This is a genomic window from Janthinobacterium violaceinigrum (genome assembly GCF_009208555.1).
Lineage (GTDB): Bacteria > Pseudomonadota > Gammaproteobacteria > Burkholderiales > Burkholderiaceae_D > Janthinobacterium > Janthinobacterium violaceinigrum.
Genome location: NZ_WFLI01000043.1, coordinates 1 through 25,973 on the forward strand (window position 1 = coordinate 1; position 25,973 = coordinate 25,973).

The 25,973-nt window shown below is 64.4% G+C and carries 27 protein-coding genes and 1 tRNA gene; 9 read left to right on the plus strand and 19 right to left on the minus strand.

Annotation, left to right across the window (positions count from 1 at the left end; all coding sequences use genetic code 11):
- Positions 1-490: 490 nt before the first annotated feature.
- Positions 491-787, plus strand: coding sequence for a DUF493 family protein (locus tag GCN75_RS25055; RefSeq protein ID WP_152284804.1), 297 nt, complete (start codon positions 491-493; stop codon positions 785-787).
- On the opposite strand, the gene GCN75_RS25060 is transcribed toward GCN75_RS25055, so the two are convergent.
- Positions 780-1,979, minus strand: coding sequence for a multidrug effflux MFS transporter (locus tag GCN75_RS25060; protein ID WP_152284805.1), 1,200 nt, complete (start codon positions 1,977-1,979; stop codon positions 780-782). The genes GCN75_RS25055 and GCN75_RS25060 overlap by 8 nt on opposite strands.
- Positions 1,980-2,107: 128 nt before the next feature.
- Between GCN75_RS25060 and pdxR the strand changes: the two genes are divergently transcribed.
- From pdxR to ung, 4 genes are all read left to right on the plus strand, one after another.
- The gene (gene pdxR / locus GCN75_RS25065) at positions 2,108-3,577 is read left to right on the plus strand and encodes a MocR-like pyridoxine biosynthesis transcription factor PdxR (protein WP_152284806.1); all 1,470 of its coding nucleotides are present in this window, start codon (positions 2,108-2,110) and stop codon (positions 3,575-3,577) included.
- 75 nt (positions 3,578-3,652) lie between these two features.
- Entirely contained in the window at positions 3,653-4,357 is a 705-nt protein-coding gene (gene lipB / locus GCN75_RS25070; protein WP_152284807.1) for a lipoyl(octanoyl) transferase LipB, read from the plus strand.
- A gap of 39 nt (positions 4,358-4,396) precedes the next feature.
- Entirely contained in the window at positions 4,397-5,404 is a 1,008-nt protein-coding gene (lipA, locus tag GCN75_RS25075; RefSeq protein WP_152284808.1) for a lipoyl synthase, read from the plus strand.
- A 144-nt stretch (positions 5,405-5,548) separates the two neighbouring features.
- Entirely contained in the window at positions 5,549-6,217 is a 669-nt protein-coding gene (gene ung / locus GCN75_RS25080; protein WP_152284809.1) for a uracil-DNA glycosylase, read from the plus strand.
- A 64-nt stretch (positions 6,218-6,281) separates the two neighbouring features.
- Here the strand turns inward: ung and GCN75_RS25085 are convergent, their stop codons facing one another.
- The gene (locus GCN75_RS25085; RefSeq protein WP_152284810.1) at positions 6,282-8,453 is read right to left on the minus strand and encodes a TonB-dependent receptor; all 2,172 of its coding nucleotides are present in this window, start codon (positions 8,451-8,453) and stop codon (positions 6,282-6,284) included.
- A gap of 96 nt (positions 8,454-8,549) precedes the next feature.
- On the minus strand, positions 8,550-8,894 hold the full coding sequence (locus GCN75_RS25090) for a hypothetical protein (RefSeq protein ID WP_152284811.1): 345 nt from the start codon (positions 8,892-8,894) through the stop codon (positions 8,550-8,552).
- A 155-nt stretch (positions 8,895-9,049) separates the two neighbouring features.
- On the opposite strand from GCN75_RS25090, the gene GCN75_RS25095 reads away from it, so the two are divergent.
- Positions 9,050-10,207: a PepSY-associated TM helix domain-containing protein gene (locus tag GCN75_RS25095; RefSeq protein ID WP_152284812.1), complete on the plus strand. Its 1,158-nt coding sequence runs from the start codon at positions 9,050-9,052 to the stop codon at positions 10,205-10,207.
- A gap of 100 nt (positions 10,208-10,307) precedes the next feature.
- Entirely contained in the window at positions 10,308-10,730 is a 423-nt protein-coding gene (locus tag GCN75_RS25100) for a PaaI family thioesterase (protein ID WP_034752471.1), read from the plus strand.
- A 65-nt stretch (positions 10,731-10,795) separates the two neighbouring features.
- Here GCN75_RS25100 and GCN75_RS25105 read toward each other — a convergent pair whose 3' ends face one another.
- From GCN75_RS25105 to GCN75_RS25135, 7 genes are all read right to left on the minus strand, one after another.
- On the minus strand, positions 10,796-11,491 hold the full coding sequence (locus tag GCN75_RS25105; protein ID WP_152284813.1) for an anti-sigma factor: 696 nt from the start codon (positions 11,489-11,491) through the stop codon (positions 10,796-10,798).
- Positions 11,488-12,078 carry a sigma-70 family RNA polymerase sigma factor gene (locus GCN75_RS25110; protein ID WP_152258938.1) on the minus strand — a complete coding sequence of 197 codons (591 nt, stop codon included), beginning with the start codon at positions 12,076-12,078 and terminating at the stop codon, positions 11,488-11,490. The genes GCN75_RS25105 and GCN75_RS25110 overlap by 4 nt, the downstream gene beginning before the upstream one ends.
- Positions 12,079-12,188: 110 nt before the next feature.
- Positions 12,189-12,710: a peroxiredoxin family protein gene (locus GCN75_RS25115; protein ID WP_152258939.1), complete on the minus strand. Its 522-nt coding sequence runs from the start codon at positions 12,708-12,710 to the stop codon at positions 12,189-12,191.
- A gap of 105 nt (positions 12,711-12,815) precedes the next feature.
- Positions 12,816-13,502, minus strand: coding sequence for a BON domain-containing protein (locus GCN75_RS25120; RefSeq protein ID WP_152284814.1), 687 nt, complete (start codon positions 13,500-13,502; stop codon positions 12,816-12,818).
- Positions 13,495-14,091 carry a phosphoheptose isomerase gene (locus GCN75_RS25125; protein WP_034752465.1) on the minus strand — a complete coding sequence of 199 codons (597 nt, stop codon included), beginning with the start codon at positions 14,089-14,091 and terminating at the stop codon, positions 13,495-13,497. The genes GCN75_RS25120 and GCN75_RS25125 overlap by 8 nt, the downstream gene beginning before the upstream one ends.
- A 57-nt stretch (positions 14,092-14,148) precedes the next feature.
- Positions 14,149-14,508, minus strand: coding sequence for a YraN family protein (locus GCN75_RS25130; RefSeq protein WP_152258941.1), 360 nt, complete (start codon positions 14,506-14,508; stop codon positions 14,149-14,151).
- A gap of 9 nt (positions 14,509-14,517) precedes the next feature.
- Positions 14,518-15,732, minus strand: coding sequence for a penicillin-binding protein activator (locus tag GCN75_RS25135; protein ID WP_152284815.1), 1,215 nt, complete (start codon positions 15,730-15,732; stop codon positions 14,518-14,520).
- 165 nt (positions 15,733-15,897) lie between these two features.
- On the opposite strand from GCN75_RS25135, the gene rsmI reads away from it, so the two are divergent.
- The gene (rsmI, locus tag GCN75_RS25140) at positions 15,898-16,806 is read left to right on the plus strand and encodes a 16S rRNA (cytidine(1402)-2'-O)-methyltransferase (RefSeq protein WP_152284816.1); all 909 of its coding nucleotides are present in this window, start codon (positions 15,898-15,900) and stop codon (positions 16,804-16,806) included.
- A 5-nt stretch (positions 16,807-16,811) separates the two neighbouring features.
- Here rsmI and GCN75_RS25145 read toward each other — a convergent pair whose 3' ends face one another.
- The 3 genes from GCN75_RS25145 to GCN75_RS25155 all read right to left on the minus strand — a co-directional run bounded on the left by GCN75_RS25145 (position 16,812) and on the right by GCN75_RS25155 (position 18,515).
- Entirely contained in the window at positions 16,812-17,249 is a 438-nt protein-coding gene (locus tag GCN75_RS25145; protein ID WP_152284817.1) for a hypothetical protein, read from the minus strand.
- Positions 17,188-17,799 carry a nucleotidyltransferase domain-containing protein gene (locus tag GCN75_RS25150; protein WP_226941561.1) on the minus strand — a complete coding sequence of 204 codons (612 nt, stop codon included), beginning with the start codon at positions 17,797-17,799 and terminating at the stop codon, positions 17,188-17,190. The genes GCN75_RS25145 and GCN75_RS25150 overlap by 62 nt, the downstream gene beginning before the upstream one ends.
- 65 nt (positions 17,800-17,864) lie before the next feature.
- On the minus strand, positions 17,865-18,515 hold the full coding sequence (locus tag GCN75_RS25155) for a hypothetical protein (RefSeq protein WP_152284818.1): 651 nt from the start codon (positions 18,513-18,515) through the stop codon (positions 17,865-17,867).
- Between the two features lie 166 nt (positions 18,516-18,681).
- Here GCN75_RS25155 and GCN75_RS25160 point away from each other — a divergent pair.
- Positions 18,682-18,758: transfer RNA gene (locus tag GCN75_RS25160), tRNA-Pro, on the plus strand.
- Between the two features lie 104 nt (positions 18,759-18,862).
- Here the strand turns inward: GCN75_RS25160 and GCN75_RS25165 are convergent.
- From GCN75_RS25165 to bioF, 6 genes are all read right to left on the minus strand, one after another.
- The gene (locus GCN75_RS25165; protein WP_152284819.1) at positions 18,863-19,783 is read right to left on the minus strand and encodes a hydroxymethylglutaryl-CoA lyase; all 921 of its coding nucleotides are present in this window, start codon (positions 19,781-19,783) and stop codon (positions 18,863-18,865) included.
- Between the two features lies 1 nt (position 19,784).
- Positions 19,785-20,717: a 2-hydroxyacid dehydrogenase gene (locus GCN75_RS25170; RefSeq protein ID WP_152284820.1), complete on the minus strand. Its 933-nt coding sequence runs from the start codon at positions 20,715-20,717 to the stop codon at positions 19,785-19,787.
- Between the two features lie 21 nt (positions 20,718-20,738).
- Complete coding sequence (locus GCN75_RS30005) at positions 20,739-22,766, minus strand: acetyl/propionyl/methylcrotonyl-CoA carboxylase subunit alpha (protein ID WP_152284821.1); 2,028 nt, start codon at positions 22,764-22,766, stop codon at positions 20,739-20,741.
- Between the two features lie 150 nt (positions 22,767-22,916).
- The gene (gene bioB / locus GCN75_RS25180) at positions 22,917-23,963 is read right to left on the minus strand and encodes a biotin synthase BioB (protein ID WP_152258947.1); all 1,047 of its coding nucleotides are present in this window, start codon (positions 23,961-23,963) and stop codon (positions 22,917-22,919) included.
- Positions 23,964-23,995: 32 nt separating this feature from the next.
- On the minus strand, positions 23,996-24,787 hold the full coding sequence (bioD, locus tag GCN75_RS25185; RefSeq protein WP_152284822.1) for a dethiobiotin synthase: 792 nt from the start codon (positions 24,785-24,787) through the stop codon (positions 23,996-23,998).
- On the minus strand, positions 24,777-25,973 hold the full coding sequence (gene bioF, locus GCN75_RS25190) for an 8-amino-7-oxononanoate synthase (protein WP_152284823.1): 1,197 nt from the start codon (positions 25,971-25,973) through the stop codon (positions 24,777-24,779). The genes bioD and bioF overlap by 11 nt, the downstream gene beginning before the upstream one ends.

Consider the following 25,973-nt stretch of genomic DNA (forward strand, 5'->3'; position numbering starts at 1 on the left):
GCCCGCGCCGCCGCCGATGCCGGCGCCAGCGGCGCGTCCGGCACAGGAAGCGCGCGGGGGCGAACGCAGCGGGCCGCCACGCGAACGGAGCAATGACCGGAGCAATGACCGGGGCAATGAGCGCGGCGGCCCCGGCCGCAATGGCCGGATGCAGGAAGCGGAGCGCTGACGGCCGTGCCGTCTGTCGCGCCGTATCGACGTTCACGCCGCAAAATGCGCAGTTCGTCACATACGGGAGGTAAAGCTGCCGTGGTTTGTCTACAGTACGACCACTGCTTATCCTCCAAGTGACAGCATCGACTTTTCCGGCTATTTTGTCTCAACGAAATAGTTTTTCGCCAGCTTACCCAGCTGGCTTTTTTTTTCCGCCACGCCGGCGCCATGGCAACGGGCGCATCCGCCCCCAAAGTTGGCTACAATACGCTTTTATGCAGCCGCCGCGCGCCATACGCCGCGCCGCCTGTCCTGACCGGCACTGATTGGAATTCCCATGCAAACCATCCCACCCAGCGAACACATTATTCCTCCCAGCGAATCGCTGATCGAATACCCGAGCGATTTTCCCATCAAGATCATGGGTCCCACGCATGTGGACTTCGCGCCGACCATGCTGGAACTGGTGATCAGCCACGATCCGACCTTCCACGCGGGCCGCATGGAAGAGCGTCCATCGGGCAAGGGCAATTACACGGGCCTGACCGTCACCGTGCGCGCCATCAGCCGCGAGCAGCTCGACGCCCTGTACACGGCGCTGTCGGGCCACCCGATGGTCAAGATCGTCATGTAAGACATGCCGCCGCCCTGGCGGGCTGGCGTTTCGTCAGCCGCCACACCAGGGAAAACGCCGCGCTGGCCGCCGCCGTCACCCACAGCAGCGGCTGTGCGCTGCCATCGGTGATGGCGGCGATCACGGCGCCGCAGGCGGCCGTGATGAGCATCTGGATGAAGAAGAACAGGCCCGAGGCGCTGCCCGCCTGGGCGCCGTACGGCTGCAGCACGGCCAGCTGGCAGGCCGGAATGGCCATGCCCACCGACACCATCACCAGCAGCATGGGCGCCACCAGCGACGCCACGTGCTGCGGCGCCCAAGTCCCCGCCAGCAACAGGCTGGCCGCGCCCGCCACATTGATCAGCACTGCCACGCCCAGCATGTAGTCGGCGCCCAGGCGCGGTCCCAGGGCGCGAAACAGGCTCGATCCCGCCACATAGCCGCTGACCGTCAGCGCGAACACGAGCGCATACGCGTGCGGCGACAGATGCATGCCCCTCTGCAACAGCACGGACGATTCCGCGATGAATGGAAAATACGTGCAATATACACAAGCGATGGCCAACGCATAGCGCAGGAAATACGCGTCGCCCAGCAGGCGGCGGTACAGCGCCAGGGTATTTCCCTGGGGCACGACGTCGGCCGGCCTGGTTTCCGGCACCCAGGCGGCGATCAGCCACAGCGACAGCGCGCCCAGCAGGCACAGCACGCCAAACACGGCGCGCCAGCCGAAGGCCGCATCGAGCACGCTGCCGGCCAGCGGCGCCACGATGGGCGACAGGCCCATCGCCATCGATATTTTCCCCAGCATGCGCGCCTGCGTGGCCGGATCGAAGCGGTCGCGCACCATGACGCGGCCGATGATGGTGCCGCTGCAGCCGCCGAACGCTTGCAGCACGCGCGCGGCGATCAGCACGTGCACATCGGAAGTCACGGTGCAGACGATGCTGGCGAGCACAAAAATGCCCGTGCCCGCCAGCAGCACGGGACGGCGTCCGTAGCGGTCGGCCAGCGGCCCGCAAGCGAGCATCGAGGCGGCCGAGCCGGCCATGAACAGGCTCAGGGTCAGTTGCAACTGGGCATCGCTCGCATGCAGGGCGTCGGCCATGGCCGGCAGCGAAGGCAGGTAGATGTCGATGCTGATGCGCGACAGGCAGACCAGCAGCAGCACGATGCCGCCCCAGGCCCATAAAGCGAGTTGTTTCTGCATTGTTTTACACGGTCCATGCAAGCGTGCGCCCCACTGGCGCACGGGAACGGTGAGAGTAGAATGGTTGTGGTGTAATGCGAAGTGCCAGTCATCAGAAAACTCATTGGACCACTTGGACGATCATCATCATGCCGCGAGGAAAATCACCGCACGCCCTGGACTTGCCTCGTCCCACCAGCTGGCTCGACAAGGCGGGCGTCAACAAGCAGGATGGCGCGTATGAAGCGCTGCGCTCGGCCATCCTGACGAAGATGCTGCCGGCGGGCAGCCGTCTGCCGTCCAGCCGCACCCTGGCCGAGCGGTGGGAGTTGTCGCGCGGCACTATCGAAACCGTGTTCGACCGCCTGCACGCGGAAGCCTACGTGACGCGCGTGCCCGGTTCCGGCACGCGCGTGTGCGCCGTCGTGCCGGAACGCTTCCTGATGGCCGGCTTTGGCGATGCCGCCCCGGCGGCACCGGCGGCCATGCCTGCGCCCGCGTCGGACACGGGCGTGCGCGACGGCTTGCCCTTCGTGGCGCGGCGCGCCGACGCCAGCCTGTTTCCCATGGCCGCCTGGTCCCGGTGCGCCACGCGGGCGCTGGCGGCCGCCACGCCGGAACAGCTGTGCAGCGCCGATCCGGCCGGCCTGCCCCAGCTGCGCCAGCAGATCGCCGATTTCCTCGGCAAGTACCGCGGCATCCGCTGCGACCCGCACGATATCATCGTCACCACGGGCATCCGCCACGCGATCGACTTGCTGGCGCGCAGCATCGTGCGCGACGGCGACAAGGTCTGCCTGGAAGAGCCGGGCTACCCGGCCGCGCGCGCCCTGTTCGCCCTCGCCGGCGCCGTGCCCGTGGACATAGCCGTCGACGCCGAGGGCATCGATTGCGCCGCCCTGGCCGCGCATGCGGACGCCTGCCTCGCGTATGTGACGCCGGCGCACCAGTCGCCGCTGGGCGTGACCATGTCCGTCACGCGCCGCCTGGCCTTGCTGGAATGGGCAAACGACCACGGCGCCTGGGTGGTGGAAGACGATTACGACAGCGAATTCAATTACCAGAGCGCTCCGCTGGCGGCCCTGAAGGCGCTGGACCAGTACCAGCGCGTGATTTACTGTGGCAGTTTCAACAAGACCCTGTTTGCGGGCCTGCGCGTGGGCTTCATGGTGCTGCCGCCGGGCCTGCGTCCGCAGCTGCTGCGCATGGTGCAGTTGACGGGCCGTTCCGTAGGCGTGACGGAACAGCTGGCGCTGGCTGCCTGGATGGAGGAAGGCGCTTTCGTGCGCCATTTGCGCCAGGCGCGGCTGGCCTACAAGGAGCGGCGCGACCTGCTGCTCGCCTGCCTCGAGCAGACGGCGCCGGGCCGCTACGCGGTCACGGGCCAGCAGGCGGGCTTTCATTGCGTGCTGTGGCTGCCGCCGGACAGCGACGAGCGGGCGTTTTGCGCGCGCGCCGCGCAAGAGGGGCTGGCGCTGCAGCCGCTCGGTGATTTTTGCCACGGCGCCAGGTTGGCGCCGGCCGTGCTGCTGGGCTACACGGCCCTGAGCGCCGCGCAGATACGCCATGCTGCACAAAAATTGGGCAGGCTGCTGTTGCCAGCGCCCACGGCTGAATGAAACGGCCGCCTGGCTTATAATCACGGCTTCGCCGCAGCGTCCGCAGGGCGCCGGCAGCTGACCACAGACTTTGTCATGACCACCACCCGAACCGAAACGGCACTGATCCGCGAGCTGGGCCGCGTCGATTACGAGCCGACCTTTGCCGCCATGCGCGCGTTTACGGACGCGCGCACGACGGATACGCGCGACGAACTGTGGATCGTCGAGCATCCGCCCGTGTTCACCCTGGGCCTGGCGGCCGACCGCGGCCATCTGCTGGCCGGCGCGGAGAATGTGCCCGTGGTGCAGACGGACCGGGGCGGCGAAGTCACGTTCCACGGCCCCGGCCAGGTGGTGATTTACCTGCTGATGGACTTGCGCCGCAACAAGCCGGGCGGCAAGCTGTATGCGCGCCAGTTCGTGCATAAAATCGAGCAAGCCATCATCAACGTGCTGGCGGCGTATAATCTCGCTGGCGAGCGCATCGATGGCGCGCCCGGCATTTATATTGCCGGCGGGCCAGACAAGGGTGCGAAGATCGCCGCGCTGGGATTGAAAGTGCGCGGCAACGGCTGCACTTACCATGGCGTATCGCTCAATGTGGCGATGGACCTGGCGCCGTTTTCCTGGATTAACCCCTGCGGCTATTCCGGCCTGAAGACGGTGGACATGCGCAGCATGGGCGTCGTGGCGCCGCTGGCCGAGGTGCAGCGGGCCCTGGCCCATGAATTGACCGTATTACTCGATGTAAGCGAAGCAAACAGCGCCGCAGGCGCGCCTCAGGCAGCGGATGCTTGAGCAAACAAACCAAACTTTGCCCCTCAAGGGCTTGCAGCCATGACTTCTGAGACCATTTCCAGCACCGCCCCCGCCGCTCCCGCCTACAACCCGAGCGAAAAGCAAAAAGGCGCCAGCAAGACTTCGCGCATCCCGATCAAGATCATTCCGATCGAGCAAGTCGAGCGCCTGAAAAAGCCGGACTGGATCCGCGTCAAGGCCGCGTCGGCATCGACCCGTTTCTATGAAATCAAGGACATCCTGCGCGAAAACAAACTCGTCACCGTGTGCGAGGAAGCCAGCTGCCCGAATATCGGCGAATGCTTCGGCAAGGGCACGGCCACCTTCATGATCATGGGCGACAAGTGCACGCGCCGCTGCCCGTTCTGCGACGTGGGCCATGGCCGCCCGGACCCGCTGGACAAGGACGAGCCGTCGAATCTGTCGAAAACCATCGCCAAGCTGCGCCTGAACTACGTCGTCATCACGTCCGTCGACCGCGATGACTTGCGCGACGGCGGCGCCGGCCATTTCGTCGAGTGCATCCAGCAAACGCGCTCCCTGTCGCCGAATACCCGCATCGAAGTGCTGGTGCCCGACTTCCGCGGCCGCCTGGAAAAAGCCCTGAACCTGTTCAAGGATGGCTTGCCTGACGTCATGAATCACAACCTGGAAACGGCGCCGCGCCTGTACAAGGAAGCCCGTCCCGGTTCCGACTACCTGCACTCGCTGAAACTGCTGAAAGACTTCAAGGCCATGTACCCGGACGTGAAGACCAAGTCCGGCATCATGGTGGGCCTGGGCGAGACGGATGAGGAAATCCTGCAAGTGATGCGCGACATGCGCGAGCACGACATCGATATGCTGACCATCGGCCAGTACCTGGCGCCGTCGAACAGCCACTTGCCCGTGCGCCGCTACGTGCACCCGGACGTCTTCAAAATGTTCGAAGAAGAAGCGTATAAAATGGGCTTCACCCACGCCGCCGTGGGCGCCATGGTGCGCAGCTCGTACCACGCGGATGAACAGGCGCACAGCGCCGGCGTGGAATCGGCGCTGAATTTCTAAGCACCCTGCGCTACATCAAGGCCGCCCGCTGCAAAGCCGGGCGGCTTTTTTTTGCCTGTTCGTATCGTATGCGCTTCATCGGCTGAGCGTCCTATACTGGCATGCTGAAAAAGCATGGTTGACGAATCGGCTATGAGGTGAGGCATGGACATACGCATCGACGCATCGTGGAAGGCGCGGCTGGAGGGGGAATTCGCCCAGCCGTACTGGGAACGCCTGGCCGCCTTCGTGAAGGCGGAATATGCGGCGGGACCGTGTTGTCCTCCGGGCAAAACCATCTTCCGGGCATTCGACCTGACGCCGTTCGAGCAAGTGAAAGTCGTGATCCTGGGGCAAGACCCGTATCACACGCCCGGCGCGGCCATGGGCTTGTGCTTTTCCGTGCCGGACGGCCATCCGCCGCAGCCGAGCCTGCAGAACATCTTCAAGGAATTGTCCACGGACGTGGGCATCGAGCGCACGCATACGGATTTGTCGGACTGGGCCGGACAAGGGGTGTTCTTGCTCAACAGCGTGCTGACCGTGCGGGCCGGGGCGGCCGGTTCGCATGCGGCCAAGGGCTGGGAGAAATTGACGGACAGCGCGATCCGCCACCTGTCCGCCGAGCGTAGCAACCTGGTTTTCATCTTGTGGGGCGGCTACGCGCAAGCCAAGCGCACCTTGATCGACCCCGGCAAGCACCTGGTGCTGGCTGCGCCCCACCCGTCCCCCTTGTCGGCCAGCAAAGGTTTCTTTGGCAGCAAGCCGTTCAGCCAGGCGAATGCCTACCTGCAGGCGCATGGCCAGGCGGCCATCGCCTGGGGTGAAAGCTGATTCTTGACGGCAACCGACAGCGGCAGGCGTTGCTCCCTGCCGCTGTCCTCGCGCGTTCGGGGAACTAGAAGCTCGTCGACAATCCCGCATACAGGCTGCGGCGGGCGCCGTACTGCGGCGCGCCCACGCCCACGCCGGAACCGTCGCGCAGCAGATACGATTTGTCGAACAGGTTGATCAGGGCCAAACGGCCTTCGACCTTGCCCACGGGCGTGTTTTTCCACGTGTGCGTGAGCGCCGTGTTGACGGTGAAATAGCTGGGCAAATGGCCGGAATTCGGTGCGCCGCCATCCGGCGTCATGCGCAGGCCGCTGCCGTACAGGAAGTCAGCGCTCACTTGCGAATCGCCGAAGTGATAATGGCCGCCGCCGGACAGCGTGTATTTCTGGTCATGGTCAAGGTAGACATAATTCTTGCTGATGTAGTTCAACTCATCGGCGCCAAACAGGGCCTGGCCCGAATTGATGTTGCGCCCTTGCGCCTTTTGCGTGCTGGCATTGAGGAACAGGCCCCAGTTTTTCTCGCTGTAGATGGCCGACAATTCCAGGCCCTTGGCGTAGCCGTCCGCATAGTTGAACGGCGTGAGGATCAGCGCCTGGCCGAACTGGCCTTCGTCCAGCAGGTTGTTGATCTTTTTATAGTACACATCGGCCGTCACGGTCAGTTTCGGGGTGAGCTGGTGGCTGATGCCCACGTCGTAGTAATGCGTGCGTTCGGACTTGACGTTGTCCGACTGGCCGATTTCCGGCGCATTCGTCGTGTTCGCATACAGGTCGATGCTGCCTTGCGCCGCCAGTTCCTGCGGCGGCGGCGTGAAGTAGCGCGAATAACCGGCGTGCAGGGCCGTGCCCGGCGCCAGCTGATACGCGAGGTTGACCCTCGGACTCCATTGCTGCTCGCTCGTGTAGGCCGACACCTTGTCGAAGCGGGCGCCATAGTTCAGGGTCAACGGTTTGCTGATATGCCATTCATCCTGCAGGTAAAAGCTGGCCAGGGTGCCCGTCTTGCCGCTGTTGTCGACGATGGAAACCGGCGTGGTGGCGCTTTGTGCCCCGTCCATGGCGGGGAAGACGGCCACCGTGTTGTCGCTGGTGGTTTTCTGGCGCGTGTAGGCCAGGCCTGCGCGCACGGTGTGGTCCTGGTGCCATTTGTAGCTGGCGTCGAACTGGGCGCCGGACGCGCTGTTCGAGCGGCGCGAGTCCGAGGCCACGCCGTTGTAGATCAGGTCGCCGATGGAATCGGGCGTGAAGTGCAGCTCCGAGTACTGGTGGAAGGCGGACACCTGGTAATTGATGTCGCCCAGACTCTTTTGCAGCGACAGCACGAGGAAGCGGTTCACTTCGCGCTGGTTTTCATTCAGCTGCGACGACGGCAGGCTGGACGTGCCCGCCTGCGCATCGCTGTGGCCATCGAGGCTGAACGCAGGCGCCTGGTTCGGGTTGTTCGGGATCTGGAAGCGGCCGTTGTAGGTCCCGAACATGGCGGCCAGGCGCGTATTGTCATCAAGGAAATACGACAGGCTGCCGAACGTTTTGTTCTGGCGCGTCTTGTCGTGCAGGGCGCTGCGCGTGTCTTGCGGGTTTTCCACGCCCAGCGAATTGCCCAGGTAGCTTCCGGACAGGTAGTAATTGAACTTGCCCACGCTGCCGAAAAATTCGGCACTCGGCTCCACATGGTCGTGGCTGCCCACGAGGATGCCGATGCGCCCGCCTGGCGTCATGCCGCCCTCCTTCGTTTCAATGTCGACGATGCCGGCCGTGCGCAGGCCGAACTGGGCCGGCAAGGCGCCCGTCATGAAATCCGTCTTGTCGATCAATCGCGTGTCGATCGACTGGCCGAAGCCGCTGATGCTTTCCGGTAACTGCACGCCATTGATGCGGTATTGCACGTTGGCATGGTCGTCGCGCACGTGCAGGGCGCCCGAGCCCTTGGAATCCTGCGATACGCCCGGCAGGCGCAGCAGCACTTCATTGAATGGCGTGTTGTCGCCCTGGCCCAGCATGTCGACCATGTGGCTGTCGATGCTGTAGATGGTGGTGCCGACTTTCGGCGACAGCTCGATGCGCGCGCTTTTCAGGTGGGCGGACGTGACTTCCACTTTTTGCATCTCTTGTGGTGCAGCATCGGCGCCGGAAGCGGCTGGGCTGGCATCCGCAGGCTCGGCGGCATGGGCGGAAAAGCTGAACAGGCTGGCAAGGGCGAGCGACAGGGCGCTCAAGCGTGGTGTGTGTTGCATGGTGAACCTCGAAAATAGTCTACGCCAGGCGGCACGGCGCGCATGAAGACGCGCGCGGCAGTGCAGCCTGAAAAAAGGATAAAAACAGCGTGGGAACTACAACGAGGCGGCAGGCGGGCCGCGCACGGGCGGCAGGATGAGGGCAGCGGCAGGCGCCAGGGCGGCGGGCGCGACGGCCAGCAGGCGGTACGGCAATAACTGGGCGGGCGGCTCGGCGATGGCCGGCGGCACGGCGATATCGGCCACCTTGTCGATGGCCGTGGCGCACAGCGCGCACTCTTCCGCGTCCAGGCTGGTCTTGTGCAGGTGCGAAGCGGCCGTCGACAGCAGGAACACGAGGGCCAGCGCACTGAACAGGGCCACGCACAGGCGCCACGGCGTGCGCGCGAGGGCGGCGGCACCGTGATGGGCAAGCTTGCGGGGGGGCTGGCGGGAAGACATGGGCGCATAGTAGCAAGAAAATCGCCGCCTTGTCAGCGCTTGTTGCAATTCATTTGCGCTATGTCGACCAGGCAGGATGCCAGCTGATAATGATTTTCACTCCCCTTCATTCATGCTATCGTTTCGCAGCCCAAAATTCCCAGAGTCCCTCATTCATGTCCAAGCGCCCGATCAAATGGCTGTTAGCCAAGCTGCACCTGTATGCGGGCCTGTGGTTCGGCGCCCTGTTCGTCCTGCTGGGATTGACGGGTTCTGCCATCGCCTGGATGCCGGAACTGGACGCGTATCTGAATCCCACCCTGTTGCAGGCGAGCACGCCCGCGGCGGGCCAGGTGTTTCGCGTGACGCCAGGCACGGTGCAAGCGGTGGTCGACCAGCTGACTGCCGATCCCGCCTACGGCAAGCCGGCCCAGCTCAATCCGCCCGCCGATGCGCGCGACGTGTATGTGGCCTCGTACCGGCAGGCGGGCAAACCTTCGCCGTTCAGCCAGGCCATCGTGCGCCAGGTGATGGTCGACCCCTACACCTTGCAAGTCAAAGGCGAACGCGACTGGGGCCGCTTCGGCCTCACGCGCCCGCTGCTGATGTCGGGCATGTTTCATTTGCACCGCTATCTGCTGACGGGCGACACGGGCAAGACGGTCACGGGGATTTCCGGCGTGCTGTTGCTGCTGATGGCCTTGAGCGGCATCTACCTGTGGTGGCCGCGTATGCAGTGGATGGCGGTCAAGCGGGCCCTGACCGTGTCGCATGGCGGTTCCTGGCCCCGTTTCAATTACACCTTGCACAAGGCGGCCGGCTTCTTTGCCGCGCCCGTGCTGGCCGTGATCGCCTTTTCCGGTATCTATTTCAATTTGCCGCAGCTGGTCGTGCCGCTGGTGGACCTGGTGTCGACGGTGCCGGACACGGCCAAGCTGAACAATGTGCAGCAGGATGGCGCCCTGCTCGATGCGGGCGCCGCGATGGCCGCCGCGCAGCGGCTGTATCCGCAGGCGCGCGTGTCGCGCATCGTGCTGCCGGCGAAAAAGGACCAGCCGTATGACATCCGCGTGCGCCAGCCCGACGAAATCGCCCATGGCGACGGCGCCACGCGCATCACGCTGGACGCGCGCAGCGGCTTGCCACTGCGCATACGCGACCCCTTGACGGCGTCGTATGGCGAGCGCTTCCTGGGCTGGCAATTCCCCCTGCATTCGGGCCAGGCGTTTGGCGTGGTCGGGCGCAGTTTCATCACGCTCTTCGGCTTGATGCCCTTGCTGTTCATGCTGACGGGGACCTTGGTGTGGTGGAAACGGCGGCGTGGCCGGAAATAGGCGGCCGCCAAACCAAAACGGGGAAAATTGCTATGATCGCAGTGTTTTCCGGACCATCGCATGGTCCGGCTTCACTCAATAACAAGGAAAAGCAGAGACCATGAGCAATCCCGACATCACCGTAGCAATGTTGAATGAACGCGGCACGGGCCGCCTGCCCGGCCACCTGGGCATCGTCATCACGGAAGTGGGCGACGGCCAGCTGACGGCGGAATTGCCCGTGCTGCCGCATCTGCTGGCGCCGAACGGTTATCTGCACGCGGGCAGCGTGGTGACCCTGGCCGACACGGCTTCCGGTTATGGCTGCATCGTCAATCTGCCCGAAGGCGCGAGCAATTTCACGACCATCGAACTGAAATCGAACCACCTGGGCACGGCCCGCGAAGGCACGCTCACCTGCACGGCCAAGGTCGAACACAAGGGCCGCAACACGCAAGTGTGGGATGCCGTGGTGAAAAGCAAGGAAACGGGCAAGACGATTGCCCTGTTCCGCTGCACGCAGATGATTTTGTATCCTAAATAAGCCCAAGGGCAAGATCCGGGGGCGTACCTTCCAGGCTACGATTCCGGCCCTCGCTTGTGGGTTGGTTAAATTTTCACCCAGTTACCCTTGTACAAGATTGGTCCCGTCGGTCCGTTCGGATCGGGCGAACCGCCTTTCGGCTCCAGGGTGACGGCCAGCAGGGCCACGTCGCTGCCGATGGCGCGCTGCGACAGGGCCAGTTTCACGTTGCCCTTGTCGGCCAGCAAGCCGAGCGAGCGGGGATTGCCGCTCTTCGGCACGGCCCACAGTTCCAGATCCTTATCACTCGGCACGGGCGCATTGCCCACCATGCGCACTTCGAGCGCGCCGTGGCGGCTGTCGGCCGTCAGCAGCAGGGCCGTCTGCGCTTTTTCATCCGTCAGGCTGGCCACATAGCTGATCTGCGGCGCATCCATCACGCGCGTGGCCACGACGATGACCAGCAGCGCGGCGATGGCGCTCGAAGCCATGCCCAGCGAACGCCAGAACGACAGCGAATCGCGCCACAGTGCCCAGCCGCCCTGCGGCGCCAGGTGCAGGCGCCGCTCGATCTGCTGCCACACGCGCTTGGGCGGTGCCACGGGCGTGGCAAATTCCGCCATCGGTTCCAGGCGCTGCCGCCATTCGGCCGTGATATTGCGCAAATCGGCGTCGTTGTGCAGCCAGCCTTCGAAACGCCGCCGCGCGCCCCCTTTCAAGGTGCCCAGCACGTATTCGGACGCCAGCTTCTGACGCAGCACGTCATTGCCGCGGATATTCATGATGCCTCCCGTTTTGCCAGGCACGTGCGCAGCCGTTCCAGGCTGCGCCGTATCCAGGTCTTCACGGTGCCGATCGGCAGCGACATCTGCTGCGCCACTTCGCTGTGCGACAGGTCATGATAGAACGCCAGGGCGACCACCTGCCGGTGCAGCCCTTCCAGGGCGGACATGCAAAACGCCAGCGCCTTGGCGTCACCGCTCAGTTGCAGTGACTCGATGGGCGTGGCCTGGGGGTCTCGGAGTGCATTCATGACTTCGCTATCAAACTGTTCGGCATCGATTTCCACGGTATCGTCGCTGCGCCGCAACACATCGAACGCCTTGTTGCGCACGATGGTGGCCATCCAGGTCATCGGCGCCGCCAGATGGCTCTGGTAAGCGGCGGCGTTGTTCCAGATGGCAACGAAACCCTCTTGCAAGGCTTCTTCAGCGAGCTCTTGCTTATGCAATATACGCAGCGCGAAGCCAAACAGTTTCGATGATGTGCAGTTATATAGCTGGCGGAACGCCGTGGCGTCCTTGTTGCCGGCGGCAAGCAGCCAGGTTTTCAGTTGCTGCGGGTCGGGCGATTGAGCGGCTAGGGACACGGCAGGCCTTCACAAGGTGAATGGAAATCACACTTGGGAAGGTTATAACAGTTTGGCAACTGTTGGCAACAGAGTTTTGTGCGGTGTAGGTGGGGTATTTTTGTGCTGGATCAACCGGCGATGGCGGTTTCCAGCAGCTTGTGCAGTTCCGCGAATTCCGGCTTGCCCACATAGCGCTTGAGGATCTTGCCCTGCTTGTCGAGCACGAAGGTGGTGGGCGTGAGCGCCACGTCGCCGTAGGCCTTGGCCGCCTCGCCCGTCACGTCGAGCGCCACCTTGAACGGCAGCTGGCGTGTTTCGGCAAAGTTCAGCACGTAGTTGGCCGGATCGTATTTCATGGCCACGGCCACGAATTCCAGGCCCTGCCCCTTGTACTTGTTGTAGGTGTCGACCATGTCCGGCATTTCCGCCACGCAAGTGGTGCACGAGGTGGCCCAGAAATTGACCATCACCACCTTGCCGCGCAGGCTGGCCGAGGTGATTTTCTCGCCATGGATGCCGTGGAAGGTCACGTCCGGCGCGCTTTGCTTGTCATTGAGCGACAGATAGCCGGCTGCCGCCACGCCCGCCACGAAGACGGCGATGAGGGCTGGCTTGATCCAGGACTTGCTTGCGGATGGCGAAGTTGACATGGCGAAGTTGAAATGAGTCACTTGAAAAGCGGGGCGATGCGGCCACGATGTCCCTATTATAGCCGCCGCATCGTCGGCGTGCCCTAGGCCGGATGGCGTAGGCGCTTACTGCTGTACCGTATCGCTGACCGTGTTCGTCGTGCGCTGCTGCGGCGGGTCCGGCTGCAATTGCTTCAGTTCCGCTTCCGAAATGTAGTCGAACAGCTTGACCACTTTCTGCACGCCGCCCACGCCGCGCGCCACGTCGGCCGCGACCGTGCCTTCGCGCTGGGTCACTCTGCCCATCAGGAAGACGGTGGCGTTCTCGGTGACGACCTTGAACGAGGCCGCCGAGATGGTTTTCATGTCCACCAGGCTGGCCTTGACCTTGGTCGTGATCAGCGCGTCGTTCGAGCGCGAGGTGTAGCTGGCCGGGCCGGCGATGATCAGTTCATTGGCCACCGATTCCACGCCCTCGATATTGCGCACTTCGCGCTCGACGGCATTTTTCATCGCGTCATCGCGCACTTCGCCCGTCAGCAGGACGCGGCGGTTGAAGCTGGTGACATTCACGTGGCCCACGTCGCCGACGATGGAGGGGATGCGTGCTTCGCCTTTCAGGGCGATCGACTTGTCTTCGGTCTGGGCGCCCAGGGTGCGGCGGTCTGCCGCGGCAACGCCACCCATCACGGCGCCGCCGACCATCAGTTCGATGCAGCCGGTGAGCGAGGTGAGCATGGCGCCGCACAGCAGTGCGGTGGCCAATGGGCGTTGTGCGCGTTTCCAGCCTGGGCCAGTACCGAATTTAGTCATTCACGTCTCCTCCGAATAGGGCGACATCGATGCCGTCGCAGATGCAATGTATGGTGGTCAGATGGACTTCCTGGATGCGCGCCGTGCGCTCGGCCGGCACGCAGATATGCACGTCGGCATCCGTCAGCATCTTGCCGATGGCGCCGCCGTCCTTGCCCGTCAGCGCCACGACGCGCATTTCGCGCTCGAGCGCCGCTTCCACGGCCGCCATCACGTTGGCCGAATTGCCCGACGTGGAGATGGCCAGCAGAATGTCGCCGGCCTGGCCGAACGCCTGCACCTGCTTCGAGAAAATCTCGCGGTAGCTGTAGTCGTTCGCCACGGCCGTCAGGATCGAGGTATCCGTCGTCAGCGCCAGGGCCGGCAGCGGAAAGCGCTCGCGTTCGAAACGTCCGACCAGCTCGGCGGCGAAATGCTGGCAATCGGCGGCGGAACCGCCATTGCCGCATGCCAGGATTTTGTTGCCGTTGGATAATGCATAAAACATCAGGTCGATCGCCTGCGCAATGGGTTGCGCCAGTACGGTAGCGGCCTGGATCTTGAGTTCGGCACTTTCGTGGAAGTGCGAGAGGATGCGTTGATTATTCATAGTCTGCCGATTATAGTGCAGGCGCGCGGCATGGCGGACAAGCACTGTTAAAAATGCTTACATATCGAGGATGTTCTTCAGCCAGCTGATGCGCCCGTCATCGATGGCCACGGCGTCGAAACGGCATGGCGGCACGCTTTTTTGCCCCAGCAGCCAGGTTTGCGCGGCCACCACCATGCGCCGCTGCTTGGCTGGCGTGATGCTGGCCAGGGCGCCGCCGAACGCTGCGCTGCTGCGTAGCCGCACTTCCACGAAGACGACGGAGGGGCCATCGCGCATGATCAGGTCCAGCTCGCCGCCCTTGCACAGATAGTTGCGTGCAAGCAGCACCAAGCCTTGCAGCAACAGATACGCGAGCGCATCGTCTTCACCCTGCCGTCCCCGTGCCTGCTTGTTCTGGAACGGCAGGGGCGGCATGGCCTGTCCTTACTGTGCCTGCGGCAAGGCGGCCGGTGTTGCTGCCGTGGCCGGCGGCCAGGTGCTCAGTGCGCCCTGCTGGTAGGTGGCGGCCTGCTCCGTGCGTTCGAACACGCTTTGATCATTCTCAAAGCGCACGGCCAGGCGGCCCGTCACGCCATCGAGCGTGAACGGCGTGTTCGGGCGCAGCGCCACTTCGCGCGCCACGCGGAAGGCATCGATGCCCAGCGCGTACAGGCGTTCCATGTCGGCCGTCAGGCGGGCGTCGCCCGGCTGCGGCGGCTGCGGATACACCATCACTTGCGGATGGTCGCGCTGCACTTGCCACGGCAGGTCGAGCAGGCGCGCGCCGTCCAGTTCGGGGCCGCTGGCGCCGCGTCCTGCGCCGGGATTCAATGACGAGGTGCCATACAGGGGCAAGTCGCTGCCGATGGCCACGCGCAGCTGGCGCGCCTGGTCGGCGTCGAGCGCGGCAAACAGCAGGCCCGGCGGCGTGGCGGCCAGGCGCGCGCGCAGCTGCACCAGTTCCGCATCGCTCAGGTAGCCATTCGTGGCCGTCAAGTCCATCGTCTCGATCTTGCCGCCCTGGCGCAGCCATTCCTGCTTGAAGGCGGCGCTGGTGCGGCGCTGCGAGGGCGAGCCAGCCGACAGGATCAGCGCGCTTGCGCCCGGCTGCTCGCTGGCGGCCCAGGCGGCGACCTGGCGTGCTTCCGCCTCGATCGACAAGCCCATCACCAGCAGCTTGGCCGGCAGGCGCGCTTCGCCGCGGTTGTCCGGGTGGTTCAGGGCAATCGTCGGCTTGCGTACCAGGTCGCTATTTGCCACGGCCGTCACGGCCGAGCGCGACAAAGGTCCCACGACGATGTCCTGTTCCTCTTGCGCTTGCGCAAACTTGTTCAGGATATCCGTGCTGCCATCGCCCGTGTCGACCACCGTCACTTCGAAGCCGCTGCGGTCGCGCTCATATGCGGCCATGAAGCCGGCGCGCAGCAGTTCGGCGGCCGGGCCCAGGGACGCCGAGCGCAGCGGCAGCAGCAGGCCGATGTGGTGGACATTGCCGTCGGACGGCGCCGGCGCCGTGGCGGCCGGCATGTCGAGCGGCGTGCCCGTCGCCGGCTTGCCCGTGATGGGCGCCAGCGGCGCGCCATTGCCGTCATACGCGGTAATATCGGGCACGGCCACGGCAAACGTCACCGGTTCCGGTGCGGGCGGTTTCGGCGGCACGGGGGGCGGCAGTGGCTTCGGAGGTGGTAGCGGCCTTGTGTTAGATTCAATAGGCGCGCACAATTGCCCGGGCGCGTCGCAAGGCGTGCTGCAAGCGCTCAGCATGCCGGTCGCGGCACAAACAAGCAGTAACTTCACACTATTAGCAAGCATTTAACCTCCAAAATGACCGTACAAGAAATCAGTTCCATCGCCAGCCTGCCCATCATGACAGAGGCGGCGCACCAGGTCTATCCTAGCGCAACATTGTATATAGTGGCCACGCCGATCGGCAATGTGACCGATATCAGCCTGCGTGCGCTGCATCTGCTGAGCCTTGCCGACGCCGTCGCCTGTGAAGATACGCGCAACACGGCACACCTGCTGACGCGTTTTGGCCTGAACAAGCCTTTGATTGCGGCGCATCAACATAACGAGCGCGAAGTGGCGCAAACCCTGATTGCCCGCCTGCACGCGGGCGAGCGCATCGCCCTCGTCTCCGATGCGGGCACGCCCGCCGTTTCCGACCCGGGCGCGCGCATCGTCGACGCCGTGCGCGCGGCGGGACTGCGCGTGCTGCCCCTGCCGGGCCCGTCGGCGGCGATTACCGCCATTTCCGCCAGCGGCTTGCTCAATGACCAGTTTTACTTTGTCGGCTTCCTGCCGGCCAAGGCCAAGCAGCGCGAAAACATGCTGCACAGCCTGCGCGGCGTGACCGCCACCATGGTGTTCTATGAAGCGCCGCACCGCATCCTCGATTGCGCCACGGCCCTGGCGGCAGCGTTCGAACCCACGCGCCAGGTGGTGTTTGCGCGCGAGCTGACGAAGCTGTTCGAAGAAATCCACCGCTGCCCCCTGTCCGAAGCGGAAAGCTGGATCCGCGCCGACGCGCACCGCGAAAAGGGAGAGTTCGTCGTTCTGCTGGAAGGCGCCACGGAAGCGCAGGACGCGGAAGACGTGGAAGCGGAACGCATCCTCAATATCCTGCTGGCCGAATGCAGCGTCAAGCAGGCGGCCAACCTGACGGCGCAAATCACGGGCCGCAAGAAAAATGCCCTGTATGAGCGGGCGTTGCAGTTGAAGGGGCAGGAATAAGGGAATCAGGACGGCGGTGGGGCATCGAGCGCTTGCGCTGCCGCCAGCAGCTGCTGCACATGTTCGATCAACTCGTCGACAAAGCCCTGCGTAACATCCAGATCGCCCTCGTATTCGGCCAGGTTGCGTTTCTTGTGCGCCTGGCTTAGCAGCATCCATTGCTGTGGCGTGAAACCCAGCGTGTGTTCCAGGCTTTGAAAGACGAGATAGCGGTTGTCGCTGCGATAACCATGTTGACGCAGCGCAGACAAGGCGGCTGCATGCGCCGCGTTATACGCCAGGTCGAAGCGGCTTTCCAGCGACAGTATCGACTGCCTGGCATCGCGCAGGCGCACAGTGGCCGAGCGCAGCAAGCCCGCCCGTTCGCGTGCGTCCGGTGGCTCAGCCTTGAGCTGGCCGATGCGCGCCAGGTTCGCCAGCGCCTGTGAGCTTGAGGAGGTCACTATTGGCCCCTTTGACAAAAATCTTGGGTTGTTCGAGAACGCGCACGGCGAACGACTTGCCCTCGTCTATTCTTTGCCGCCATTCTTCATGTGTGTACAAGGTGGGGTTGATGCTGCGCCCCAGTTGCTGCTGCGCTGGCTGCAGCGCCGCCAGTAGCTGGGCGTTCGATGCCATGCTGCCGATCACCATCAGGTCGATGTCGCTGTGTGCGTGTTCCGTGCCCTTGGCCATCGAACCGTAGACAAAGGCCAGGTCTATTTCCTGCCAGTACGGCTGTAGCGCCACGCGCAGCACATCGGCGGCACCAAAGGTTTTCAGCACGATGCTGCGCAGTTCGTCGAAGATGGGGGCCGCGTGATTCGCCTGATAATGCTTTTGGTTGCCCACTTTTTTCACCGTGACCAGGGCCGACTTCACCAGCTTGGCCAGCTCGCGCTGCACGGCGCCCGATCCCATGGCTGCGAAGGCGATGATTTCATTCGCATAGAAAGAGCGCTGCGCCTGGCCAAAGAGCAAAGCCAGCACGCGTTGCTGTGTCTTGGAAAACAATGTGTCTGCATATATACCCATATTGGGTATGTTAGTACCCAATATGGGTATAGTCAAGCACGCCCTCACCACTTGCAACCGCTATCCTTCTTGTCGAGCAGCATCAGCACGGGCGCCAGCAAGCCTGCGCCCGAATAGGCGGTGCGGCAATCGCCGCGCTTGCCTTGCGCGATGTCGCGCGCCAGCTGGGTTTCCGTTTGCAGCGGCTTGTCGGGGATTTGTCCCACGGCCGTGCCCACCTTGGACGGGTCGCGCTCGCCCGCCATCTTGCGCGCCGTCTTTCTGGCCGCGTCCATGTCGAATTTCGGCGTTTCCGGTGTTTCTTGTCTGAAGGTGTCGGCACTGGCTGCGGGCGTGGCCGGTGCTGCCGGGACGACCGTGATCGCTTGCGGGCTGGATGCTGGCGCCGTGGCTGTCGCCGGCGTTTCCCGGGGCGTGGCCAGTTTCGGCTTGCTGATGGGCTTGGGTTCGCGTTTCGGCTTGATGACTTCGACGGGCGGTGGCGGCGGCTTGGCGGCCAGCGGGCGTATCCACACGGCGATCGATTCCACGCGCGGCGCCGTATCCGGCTGGATAGCGGGCTGTACATGGCGCCACAGGGAGATCAGGGCGCCATGCAGCAGCAGGGACACGGCGATGCCCAGCGCGATGCCGCGGCGGTCCGGCAAGGGCCGGCCACCGCCGCTTCCGGCGTTTCTTTCGATACTGAACTCCATTGCCGTCATCGCCTTCATGTCTGATCGGGAAAACTTGCCAAGCGAGTGTCGCATACTTCAATCGTTTTGAAAAATACATGCGTCCCAGTGCTGCGCGTAAATAATTTACACAGAGTTTCACCTGGCCCTTGACCGAAGTGGATACGGCCTGTATTATCTTGGTCTTCGGAGTGTGGCGCAGCCCGGTAGCGCACCTGGTTTGGGACCAGGGGGTCCAAGGTTCGAATCCTTGTACTCCGACCAAATTTGTAGAAAAAAACCCAAGAGTTCAGGCTCTTGGGTTTTTTTTCGTCTGTCTTTCGTGCATGCGGCATGCATAAGAAAAGGGGCCATCGGCCCCTTTGCATTTACCCTAGGCGTTTCGCCGCAATGGCGTTGCCCGCGCGGCTGGAACCCTTGCGGCCCAGCTGCTGCGAGATGAACTGGCCCGCATCGACCACCAGGTCCAGGTCGATGCCGGTGGCGATCCCCAGCCCCTGCATCATGTACAGCACGTCCTCGGTGGCCACGTTGCCCGTGGCGCCCTTGGCGTACGGGCAGCCGCCCAGGCCCGATACGGACGAGTGATAGATGGCGATGCCCGTTTCCAGGCTGGCGTAGATATTCGCCAGCGCCTGGCCGTAGGTGTCGTGGAAGTGGCCGGACAGGCCGCCCACATGGAAAGCCTGGATCGCGCGTTCCATCACCGCCTGCGTCTTGCGCGGCGTGGCCACGCCGATGGTGTCGGCGATGTCGATTTCGTCGCAGCCCAGGTCGCGCATGCGGCCCACCACGTCGGCCACGGCGTCCAGCGGCACGTCGCCCTGGTAGGGGCAGCCGAAGGCGCAGCTGATGCTGCCGCGCAGGCGCAGGCCGTGTTCCTTGGCTGCCTTGGCCACGCCTTCGAAGCGGGCGATCGATTCGGCGATCGAGCAGTTGATGTTCTTTTGCGAGAACGCTTCCGACGCCGAGCCGAAGATCACCACTTCATCGGCCCTGGCCGCCAGCGCCGCATCGAAACCCTGCATGTTCGGCGTCAGCGCCGAATAGATCGTGCCGGCGCGGCGCGCGATTTTCTCCATCACTTCCGCGCTTGTGGCCATCTGCGGCACCCATTTCGGCGACACGAACGACGCTGCCTCGATGTTGGCGAAACCGGCCTGCGTGAGGCGATCGACCAGTTCGATCTTGACGGCGGCGCTGATGGTTTCCTTTTCGTTCTGCAGGCCGTCGCGCGGACCCACTTCGACGATCTTGACCTGCTTGGGCAGACTAGGAGTTGGATTCATTTCAATATCCTTGCAAACGGTTGACGATGCCAGCGACAGAATCTCCGGCGTGCAGGCGGCGCATCTTGGCGGCGATCTGCGCCACGCTTTCGCGGCGCAGGGTGGCTGCCGAAATATGCGGCGTGATGGTGATGCGGGGCTCTTGCCAGAACGGGTGCTGCTGCGGCAGCGGCTCGTTGCGGAAGACGTCCAGGGTCGCGCCGGCGATATGCCCGGAGCGGATCAGGGTCAGCAAATCCGGCTCGGCGAGATGCGCGCCGCGCGCCACGTTGATGACGTAGGCGCCGGGCAGCAGCATGGACAGGCGCGCGCGGTCCAGCAGGTTGTGCGTGTCCGGTGTGAGCGGCAGCATGCAGACCAGCACGCGCGTACCGCGCAGGAATTCTTCCAGACCCTCCTCGCCCGCGAAGCATGCCACGCCATCGATGTGTTTCTGGCTGCGGCTCCAGCCCCGCAGGGGAAACTCGAACTGTGCCAGCGCATCGAGCACGCGCGTGCCCAGCACGCCCATGCCCAGCACGCCGACGGGGAAATCCCCCTTGTCGAATGCGGGCAGCGGCTGCCAGATGCCGGCGCGGCCCTGCGCCTCGTAATCGTCGAAACGGCGGAAGTGGCGCAGCACGGCGTGGCTCACATACTCGGCCATCTGCACGCCCATGCCTGCGTCATCGAGGCGCACCAGCGGCACGTGGGCGGGCAGCGCGTCGCCGAATTTCAAGAGCGCGTCGACGCCGGCGCCCGTATTGAAGATGGCTTTGACTTCGCTCAATACGGGCAGCATGGCGGCCGGCGGCTGCCATACGACGGCGTAGTCGCAGGGCGCGGCCGTGTCGCCTTCGCGCCAGAAGTGGATCTGCGCTTCGGGCAGCAAGTCGCGGAAGTCGCTGATCCACGCCGCTTCCTTGCCGTCCGAACGTTGTAGAAGAATGCGCATGGACGTTTCCAAGAGCGCTCCTTATGCGGCAGCCTTGAAGGCCAGCAGCGGCGCGCCGTCGGCGACCTGGTCGCCGACGGCGTACAGCACTTCTTCCACCAGGCCGTCGTGCGGCGCGGCGATCGTGTGCTCCATCTTCATCGCTTCCATGATGACCAGCGGTTCGCCCTTTTTCACGTCCTGGCCTTGGTTGACCAGCACGGCGACGACCTTGCCCGGCATGGGCGCCGTCAGGCGGCCGCCTTCCGCTTCCACTTCGCCCGCATGCGCCATCGGGTCGCTGTAATGCAGGGTGTAGTGCAAGCCGCTGCTAAACACGTGGAACTGCTCGCCGTCGCGCAGTACCGTGCCATGCACGGCACGCTCGCCCAGCTTGATGTGCAGCTCATTGCCTGTGCGCGCCGTCAAGCTGAGGGCCTGGTCGTTGAACAGCCAGCCATCCGTCTGGTAGGCGATGCGCGCGGCATAGGCCTTGCCGTCGCCGGCATGGGTGAATTCATCGGCAAACGCCAGGCTGCGTCCCAGGGTGCTGTTCAAGCGCCAGCCCAGGGCATTGCCCCACGGGTCGGCGCGATTGGCCGATTGCGCTTCGGCGGCCGCTTTTTCTTCCAGCAGCAGGGCGACGGATGCCAGCGCCAGGGCCGTGTCGGGCGCCGCCTGCAAGGCGGGGAACAGCGACTCCTGATTGCGCTCGATCAAACCCGTGTCCAGGTCCGCGCTGGCAAATGCCTGGCCTTCGACCAGGCGTTTCAGGAAGGCGATATTGCTGGCCAGGCCCACGATCTGGTAGTCGGCCAGCGCCTGCGCCATGCGCGCCAGCGCTTCGCGGCGGTCCGCGCCCCAGACGATCAGCTTGGCGATCATCGGGTCGTAGAACGGCGAAATGGCGTCGCCTTCGCGCACGCCCGAATCGATGCGCACGGATGCCGGAGCCACCGTGCCGCCCAGTTCGAACGTGACGGCCGACGGCGACTGCATGTGGCGCAGGGTACCGATCGACGGCAGGAAGCCCTTCTCCGGATTTTCCGCATAGATGCGCGCTTCGATGGCGTGGCCGTGGATGGCCAGTTCATGCTGTTTTTTCGGCAGCGGCTCGCCAAAGGCGACGCGCAACTGCCATTCCACCAGGTCCGTGCCGGTGATCATTTCCGTCACCGGATGTTCGACCTGCAGGCGCGTGTTCATCTCCATGAAGTAGAACGAACCATCCTGGTTGGCGATGAATTCCACCGTGCCCGCGCCCACGTAGCCGACGGCCTTGGCGGCAGCGACGGCCGCTTCGCCCATGGCTGCGCGGCGGTCGGCAGGCATGCCCGGCGCCGGCGCTTCTTCCAGCACCTTCTGGTGGCGGCGCTGCACCGAGCAATCGCGCTCGAACAGGTAGATGCAGTTGCCCAGGGTGTCGGCAAACACCTGGATTTCGATATGCCGCGGGCGCGACAGGTATTTTTCGGCCAGCACCTTGTCGTCGCCGAAAGAGCTGATCGCTTCGCGCTTGCACGAGGCCAGCGCGGCCTTGAAGTCGGCGCTGTTGTCGATGACGCGCATGCCCTTGCCGCCGCCGCCGGCCGAAGCCTTCAGCAGCACGGGGTAGCCGATCTTGTCGGCCTGGCCGTGCAAGAAGTCCGCATCCTGTTCCTCGCCGTGGTAGCCGGGCACCAGCGGTACATTCGCTTTTTCCATCAGCGACTTGGCGGCCGACTTCGAGCCCATGGCGCGCATGGCGGATGCCGGCGGGCCGATGAAGACCAGGCCCGCCGCCTGGCAGGCGTCGGCGAAATCGGCGTTTTCGGACAGGAAGCCATAGCCGGGGTGGATCGCCTGCGCACCTGTCGCCAGCGCCACGGCGATGATCTTGTCGCCGCACAGATAGCTTTCCTTGGCCGGCGCGGGGCCGATCAGGACGGCTTCGTCGCACACGGCAACGTGCTTGGCGTTGGCGTCCGCTTCCGAATACACGGCGACGGTCTGGATGCCCATGCGGCGCGCGGTAGCGGCGACACGGCAGGCGATTTCGCCGCGGTTGGCGATCAGGATTTTAGTGAACATGGTCTCTCTCTTTGCAGCTCGTGGCTGGAAGTTTTTTTGGGGGGCTGACCCGACGGGTCAGACCCCGGCAGGACAGACGTTGGGTTCTTGTTTAACCCAAAAGCAAAAGCTGGGGTCAGACCCGGCGGGTCTGACCCCGGTTGACTTCGATCAGCAGCCGCACTTCTCTTTCTGCACCGAGTCCAGCATGGCGCCGCGCGTTTGCAGACCCAGTTTATTCAACAGGGTGCGGTCGTCTTCCGCTTCCGGGTTGTCGGTGGTGAGCAGCTTGTCGCCGTAGAAGATGGAATTGGCGCCGGCCAGGAAGCACATGGCTTGCACGGCTTCGCCCATCTGGCGGCGGCCCGCCGACAAGCGCACGCGCGCCTTCGGCATGGTGATGCGGGCTACGGCGATCGTGCGCACGAATTCGAACGGATCGAGCGCTTCCAGGCCATACATCGGCGTGCCTTCCACTTGCACCAGGTGGTTGACGGGCACCGATTCCGGATACGGATTCAGGTTCGCCAGCTGGGCGATCAGGCCGGCGCGCTGCAGGCGCGTTTCGCCCATGCCGACGATGCCGCCGCAGCATACCTTCAAGCCCGCTTCGCGCACGCGGCCCAGGGTATCGAGGCGGTCCTGGTATTCGCGCGTGGAGATGACGTTGTCGTAGAACTCGGGTGCCGTATCGAGGTTATGGTTGTAGAAATCGAGGCCCGCGTTTTTCAGGCGGTCGGCTTGTCCCTCTTCCAGCATGCCCAGGGTGGCGCAGGTTTCCAGGCCCAGCGCTTTTACCTTGCTGACCATCTCTTCGACCTTTTCCATGTCGCGCTCTTTCGGGCTGCGCCAGGCGGCGCCCATGCAGAAGCGCGTGGCGCCGTTGGCCTTGGCCTGGCGGGCTGCGTCGAGCACCGTGTCGATGTCGAGGATTTTTTTCGCTTCCACGCCCGTGTCGTAGCGGGCCGCCTGCGGGCAGTAGCCGCAGTCTTCCTCGCAGCCGCCCGTCTTGATCGACAGCAGGGTTGCCAGTTCCACGTCGCCGTCCGGGAAGTTGGCGCGGTGGGTTTGCTGGGCCTGGAACATCAGGTCATTGAATGGCAGGTCGAACAGTGCCAGTACGTCGGCGACGGGCCAGGTGGCCGCTTCCGGCACGGTGATGCGCGCCGCAGGGCGGTGCAGTTCGACGGTTTTTGCTGCTTCTTGGACGTGAGACATGGTGATTCCTTCGTTTCTATTTTTGGATACGTTCAGTTGTTTGGATGCTGCGCCGGCCAGTTGGGCAAGCCGGTGAAATCGAGATAGGCGGCGGCCGCTTCCGCGCTGGGCTGCGCCAGGCGCGGCACCCTGCCCAGCAGCGGCGCCGGAATGCGCTCGATCAGCGCATCGATATTTTCGTCGAGGAAGCGCATTTCCATTTCCAGGGTGTTGGCGACCCAGCCGACGACGCGCAAGCCGCGCGCTTCGATGGCCTCCACCGTCAGCAAGGCCTGGCTGATGCAGCCCAAGCGCATGCCGACCACGAGGATCACGGGCAGGTCGAGCTGCTGTGCCAGGTCGGCCGAATCGAAACCGGGCGACAGCGGCACGCGGAAGCCCCCCACGCCTTCGACCACCACGGCGTCCGAGGCGGCGGCGATTTCCAGGTAGGCGGCCAGGATGGGCACGGACTCGATGCTCACGCCTTCGAGCGCGGCGGCGATGTGCGGCGCCGCCGGCTCCTTCAGCATGTAGGGCGTGGTCAGGCTGCGCAGCATGGTGACGTTGCCGGCGGCGATCAGGCTGTCGGCGTCCTCATTATGCAGCTCGCCGTCGCGCATTTCTGCGCCGGCGGCGACCGGTTTCATGCCGCAGGCGCGCACGCCGCGCGCGACCAGCGCATGCAGCAGGGCCGACGACGTCAGTGTCTTGCCGATTTCCGTGTCGGTGCCGGTGACGAAACAGGCAAAGTGCGATGGCAGGCCGGTGGCGGCGGGCGCGGGCTGCACGGCCGGCGCCAGGTCCGCCAGCACCTCGGCCACGATGGGGTCATCAAGGCTCATGGCGAGTCCTTTCGAGGGTGTTGACTGCGTTGATCAATTGCGCCACTTCCTGCGCCGTGTGGCCGGCTGACAGGGTCACGCGCAGGCGCGCCGTACCGGCTGGCACGGTGGGCGGGCGGATGGCGCCGACCCACAGGCCCTGTTCGTACAGGGTGGCGGCGATGGTCATCATTTCCGCATTGTCGCCGATGATGACGGGCTGGATGGCGGAGAGCGACGGCAAGGCTTGCCAGCGCTGCAGCTGCAAGCCTTCGTTCCATTGGGCCACCAGCGCCGCCAGGTGGGCACGGCGCTGCCGGCCTTCTTCGCCGGCTATGATGTCCAGGCTGGCCAGCAGCGCATGCGCGAGCGCGGGCGCCGCTGCCGTGGTGAAGATGTATGGGCGCGCCTTTTGTATCAGGGTGTCGATCACGGCTGCGTGGGCGCACACAAAGGCGCCGCCCACGCCGGCCGACTTGCCCAGCGTTCCCACGTACACGAGGTACGGTGAATGCAGGCCGAAGTGTTCCAGTGCGCCCCGGCCGTTCTCGCCCAGCGCGCCGAAGCCGTGCGCGTCGTCGACCACCAGCCAGGCGCCGTGCCGCTCGCACAGGGCCAGCAGTGCGGGCAGCGGCGCCAGGTCGCCATCCATGCTGAAGACGCTGTCGGTGACGACGATTTTCGTCTGCGCCGTGCTGGCCGCCAGCAGGGCCGCCAGGGCATCGAGGTCTGCATGCGGATACACGCGCGTTTTCACGCGGGCCAGGCGCGTGCCGTCGATCAGCGAAGCGTGGTTCAGCGCTTCCGAGAAAATTTCGGTCTCCGCGTCGCCCGCCGACAGGGCCGTCAACACGGCCAGGTTGGCCATGTAGCCGGTGCAGAAGTACAGGGCGCGCGCGTGTTCCAGGTTGGCGCCCACGAACGCGGCCAGGCGTTCTTCCAGCTGCGCGTGGGCGCGGCTATGGCCGCTGATCAGGTGCGACGCGCCGCTGCCGGCGCCATACAGGTCGGCGCCCTCTTTCAGCGCCGCCACGATGCGCGGATGCGATGCCAGGCCCAGGTAGTCATTGCTGCAAAAGGCCAGCATGTCGCGGCCGTCCACCGTCAGGCGCGGCGCGCATGGCGTGTCGACGGTGCGGCGGCGGCGGATCAGGCTGCGCTCTTCCAGCCCTTGCAGCTGCTGTTGTAATCGGGCGATCAGTTCCAT

What these genes read in the sequence shown, in the direction of transcription:
- GCN75_RS25060 (WP_152284805.1), bottom strand. Translation starts at nt 1,979, where the DNA reads ATGCAGAAACAACTCGCTTTATGGGCCTGGGGCGGCATCGTGCTGCTG.
- GCN75_RS25115 (WP_152258939.1), bottom strand. Translation starts at nt 12,710, where the DNA reads ATGTCAACTTCGCCATCCGCAAGCAAGTCCTGGATCAAGCCAGCCCTC.
- rsmI (WP_152284816.1), top strand. Translation starts at nt 15,898, where the DNA reads ATGACCGTACAAGAAATCAGTTCCATCGCCAGCCTGCCCATCATGACA.
- GCN75_RS30005 (WP_152284821.1), bottom strand. Translation starts at nt 22,766, where the DNA reads ATGTTCACTAAAATCCTGATCGCCAACCGCGGCGAAATCGCCTGCCGT.
- ung (WP_152284809.1), top strand. Translation starts at nt 5,549, where the DNA reads ATGGACATACGCATCGACGCATCGTGGAAGGCGCGGCTGGAGGGGGAA.
- GCN75_RS25165 (WP_152284819.1), bottom strand. Translation starts at nt 19,783, where the DNA reads ATGAATCCAACTCCTAGTCTGCCCAAGCAGGTCAAGATCGTCGAAGTG.
- lipA (WP_152284808.1), top strand. Translation starts at nt 4,397, where the DNA reads ATGACTTCTGAGACCATTTCCAGCACCGCCCCCGCCGCTCCCGCCTAC.
- GCN75_RS25155 (WP_152284818.1), bottom strand. Translation starts at nt 18,515, where the DNA reads ATGGAGTTCAGTATCGAAAGAAACGCCGGAAGCGGCGGTGGCCGGCCC.
- bioD (WP_152284822.1), bottom strand. Translation starts at nt 24,787, where the DNA reads ATGAGCCTTGATGACCCCATCGTGGCCGAGGTGCTGGCGGACCTGGCG.
- GCN75_RS25095 (WP_152284812.1), top strand. Translation starts at nt 9,050, where the DNA reads ATGTCCAAGCGCCCGATCAAATGGCTGTTAGCCAAGCTGCACCTGTAT.
- bioF (WP_152284823.1), bottom strand. Translation starts at nt 25,973, where the DNA reads ATGGAACTGATCGCCCGATTACAACAGCAGCTGCAAGGGCTGGAAGAG.
- GCN75_RS25085 (WP_152284810.1), bottom strand. Translation starts at nt 8,453, where the DNA reads ATGCAACACACACCACGCTTGAGCGCCCTGTCGCTCGCCCTTGCCAGC.
- GCN75_RS25125 (WP_034752465.1), bottom strand. Translation starts at nt 14,091, where the DNA reads ATGAATAATCAACGCATCCTCTCGCACTTCCACGAAAGTGCCGAACTC.
- GCN75_RS25130 (WP_152258941.1), bottom strand. Translation starts at nt 14,508, where the DNA reads ATGCCGCCCCTGCCGTTCCAGAACAAGCAGGCACGGGGACGGCAGGGT.
- GCN75_RS25090 (WP_152284811.1), bottom strand. Translation starts at nt 8,894, where the DNA reads ATGTCTTCCCGCCAGCCCCCCCGCAAGCTTGCCCATCACGGTGCCGCC.
- pdxR (WP_152284806.1), top strand. Translation starts at nt 2,108, where the DNA reads ATGCCGCGAGGAAAATCACCGCACGCCCTGGACTTGCCTCGTCCCACC.
- GCN75_RS25170 (WP_152284820.1), bottom strand. Translation starts at nt 20,717, where the DNA reads ATGCGCATTCTTCTACAACGTTCGGACGGCAAGGAAGCGGCGTGGATC.
- GCN75_RS25120 (WP_152284814.1), bottom strand. Translation starts at nt 13,502, where the DNA reads ATGACTAAATTCGGTACTGGCCCAGGCTGGAAACGCGCACAACGCCCA.
- bioB (WP_152258947.1), bottom strand. Translation starts at nt 23,963, where the DNA reads ATGTCTCACGTCCAAGAAGCAGCAAAAACCGTCGAACTGCACCGCCCT.
- GCN75_RS25100 (WP_034752471.1), top strand. Translation starts at nt 10,308, where the DNA reads ATGAGCAATCCCGACATCACCGTAGCAATGTTGAATGAACGCGGCACG.
- GCN75_RS25055 (WP_152284804.1), top strand. Translation starts at nt 491, where the DNA reads ATGCAAACCATCCCACCCAGCGAACACATTATTCCTCCCAGCGAATCG.
- GCN75_RS25105 (WP_152284813.1), bottom strand. Translation starts at nt 11,491, where the DNA reads ATGAATATCCGCGGCAATGACGTGCTGCGTCAGAAGCTGGCGTCCGAA.
- lipB (WP_152284807.1), top strand. Translation starts at nt 3,653, where the DNA reads ATGACCACCACCCGAACCGAAACGGCACTGATCCGCGAGCTGGGCCGC.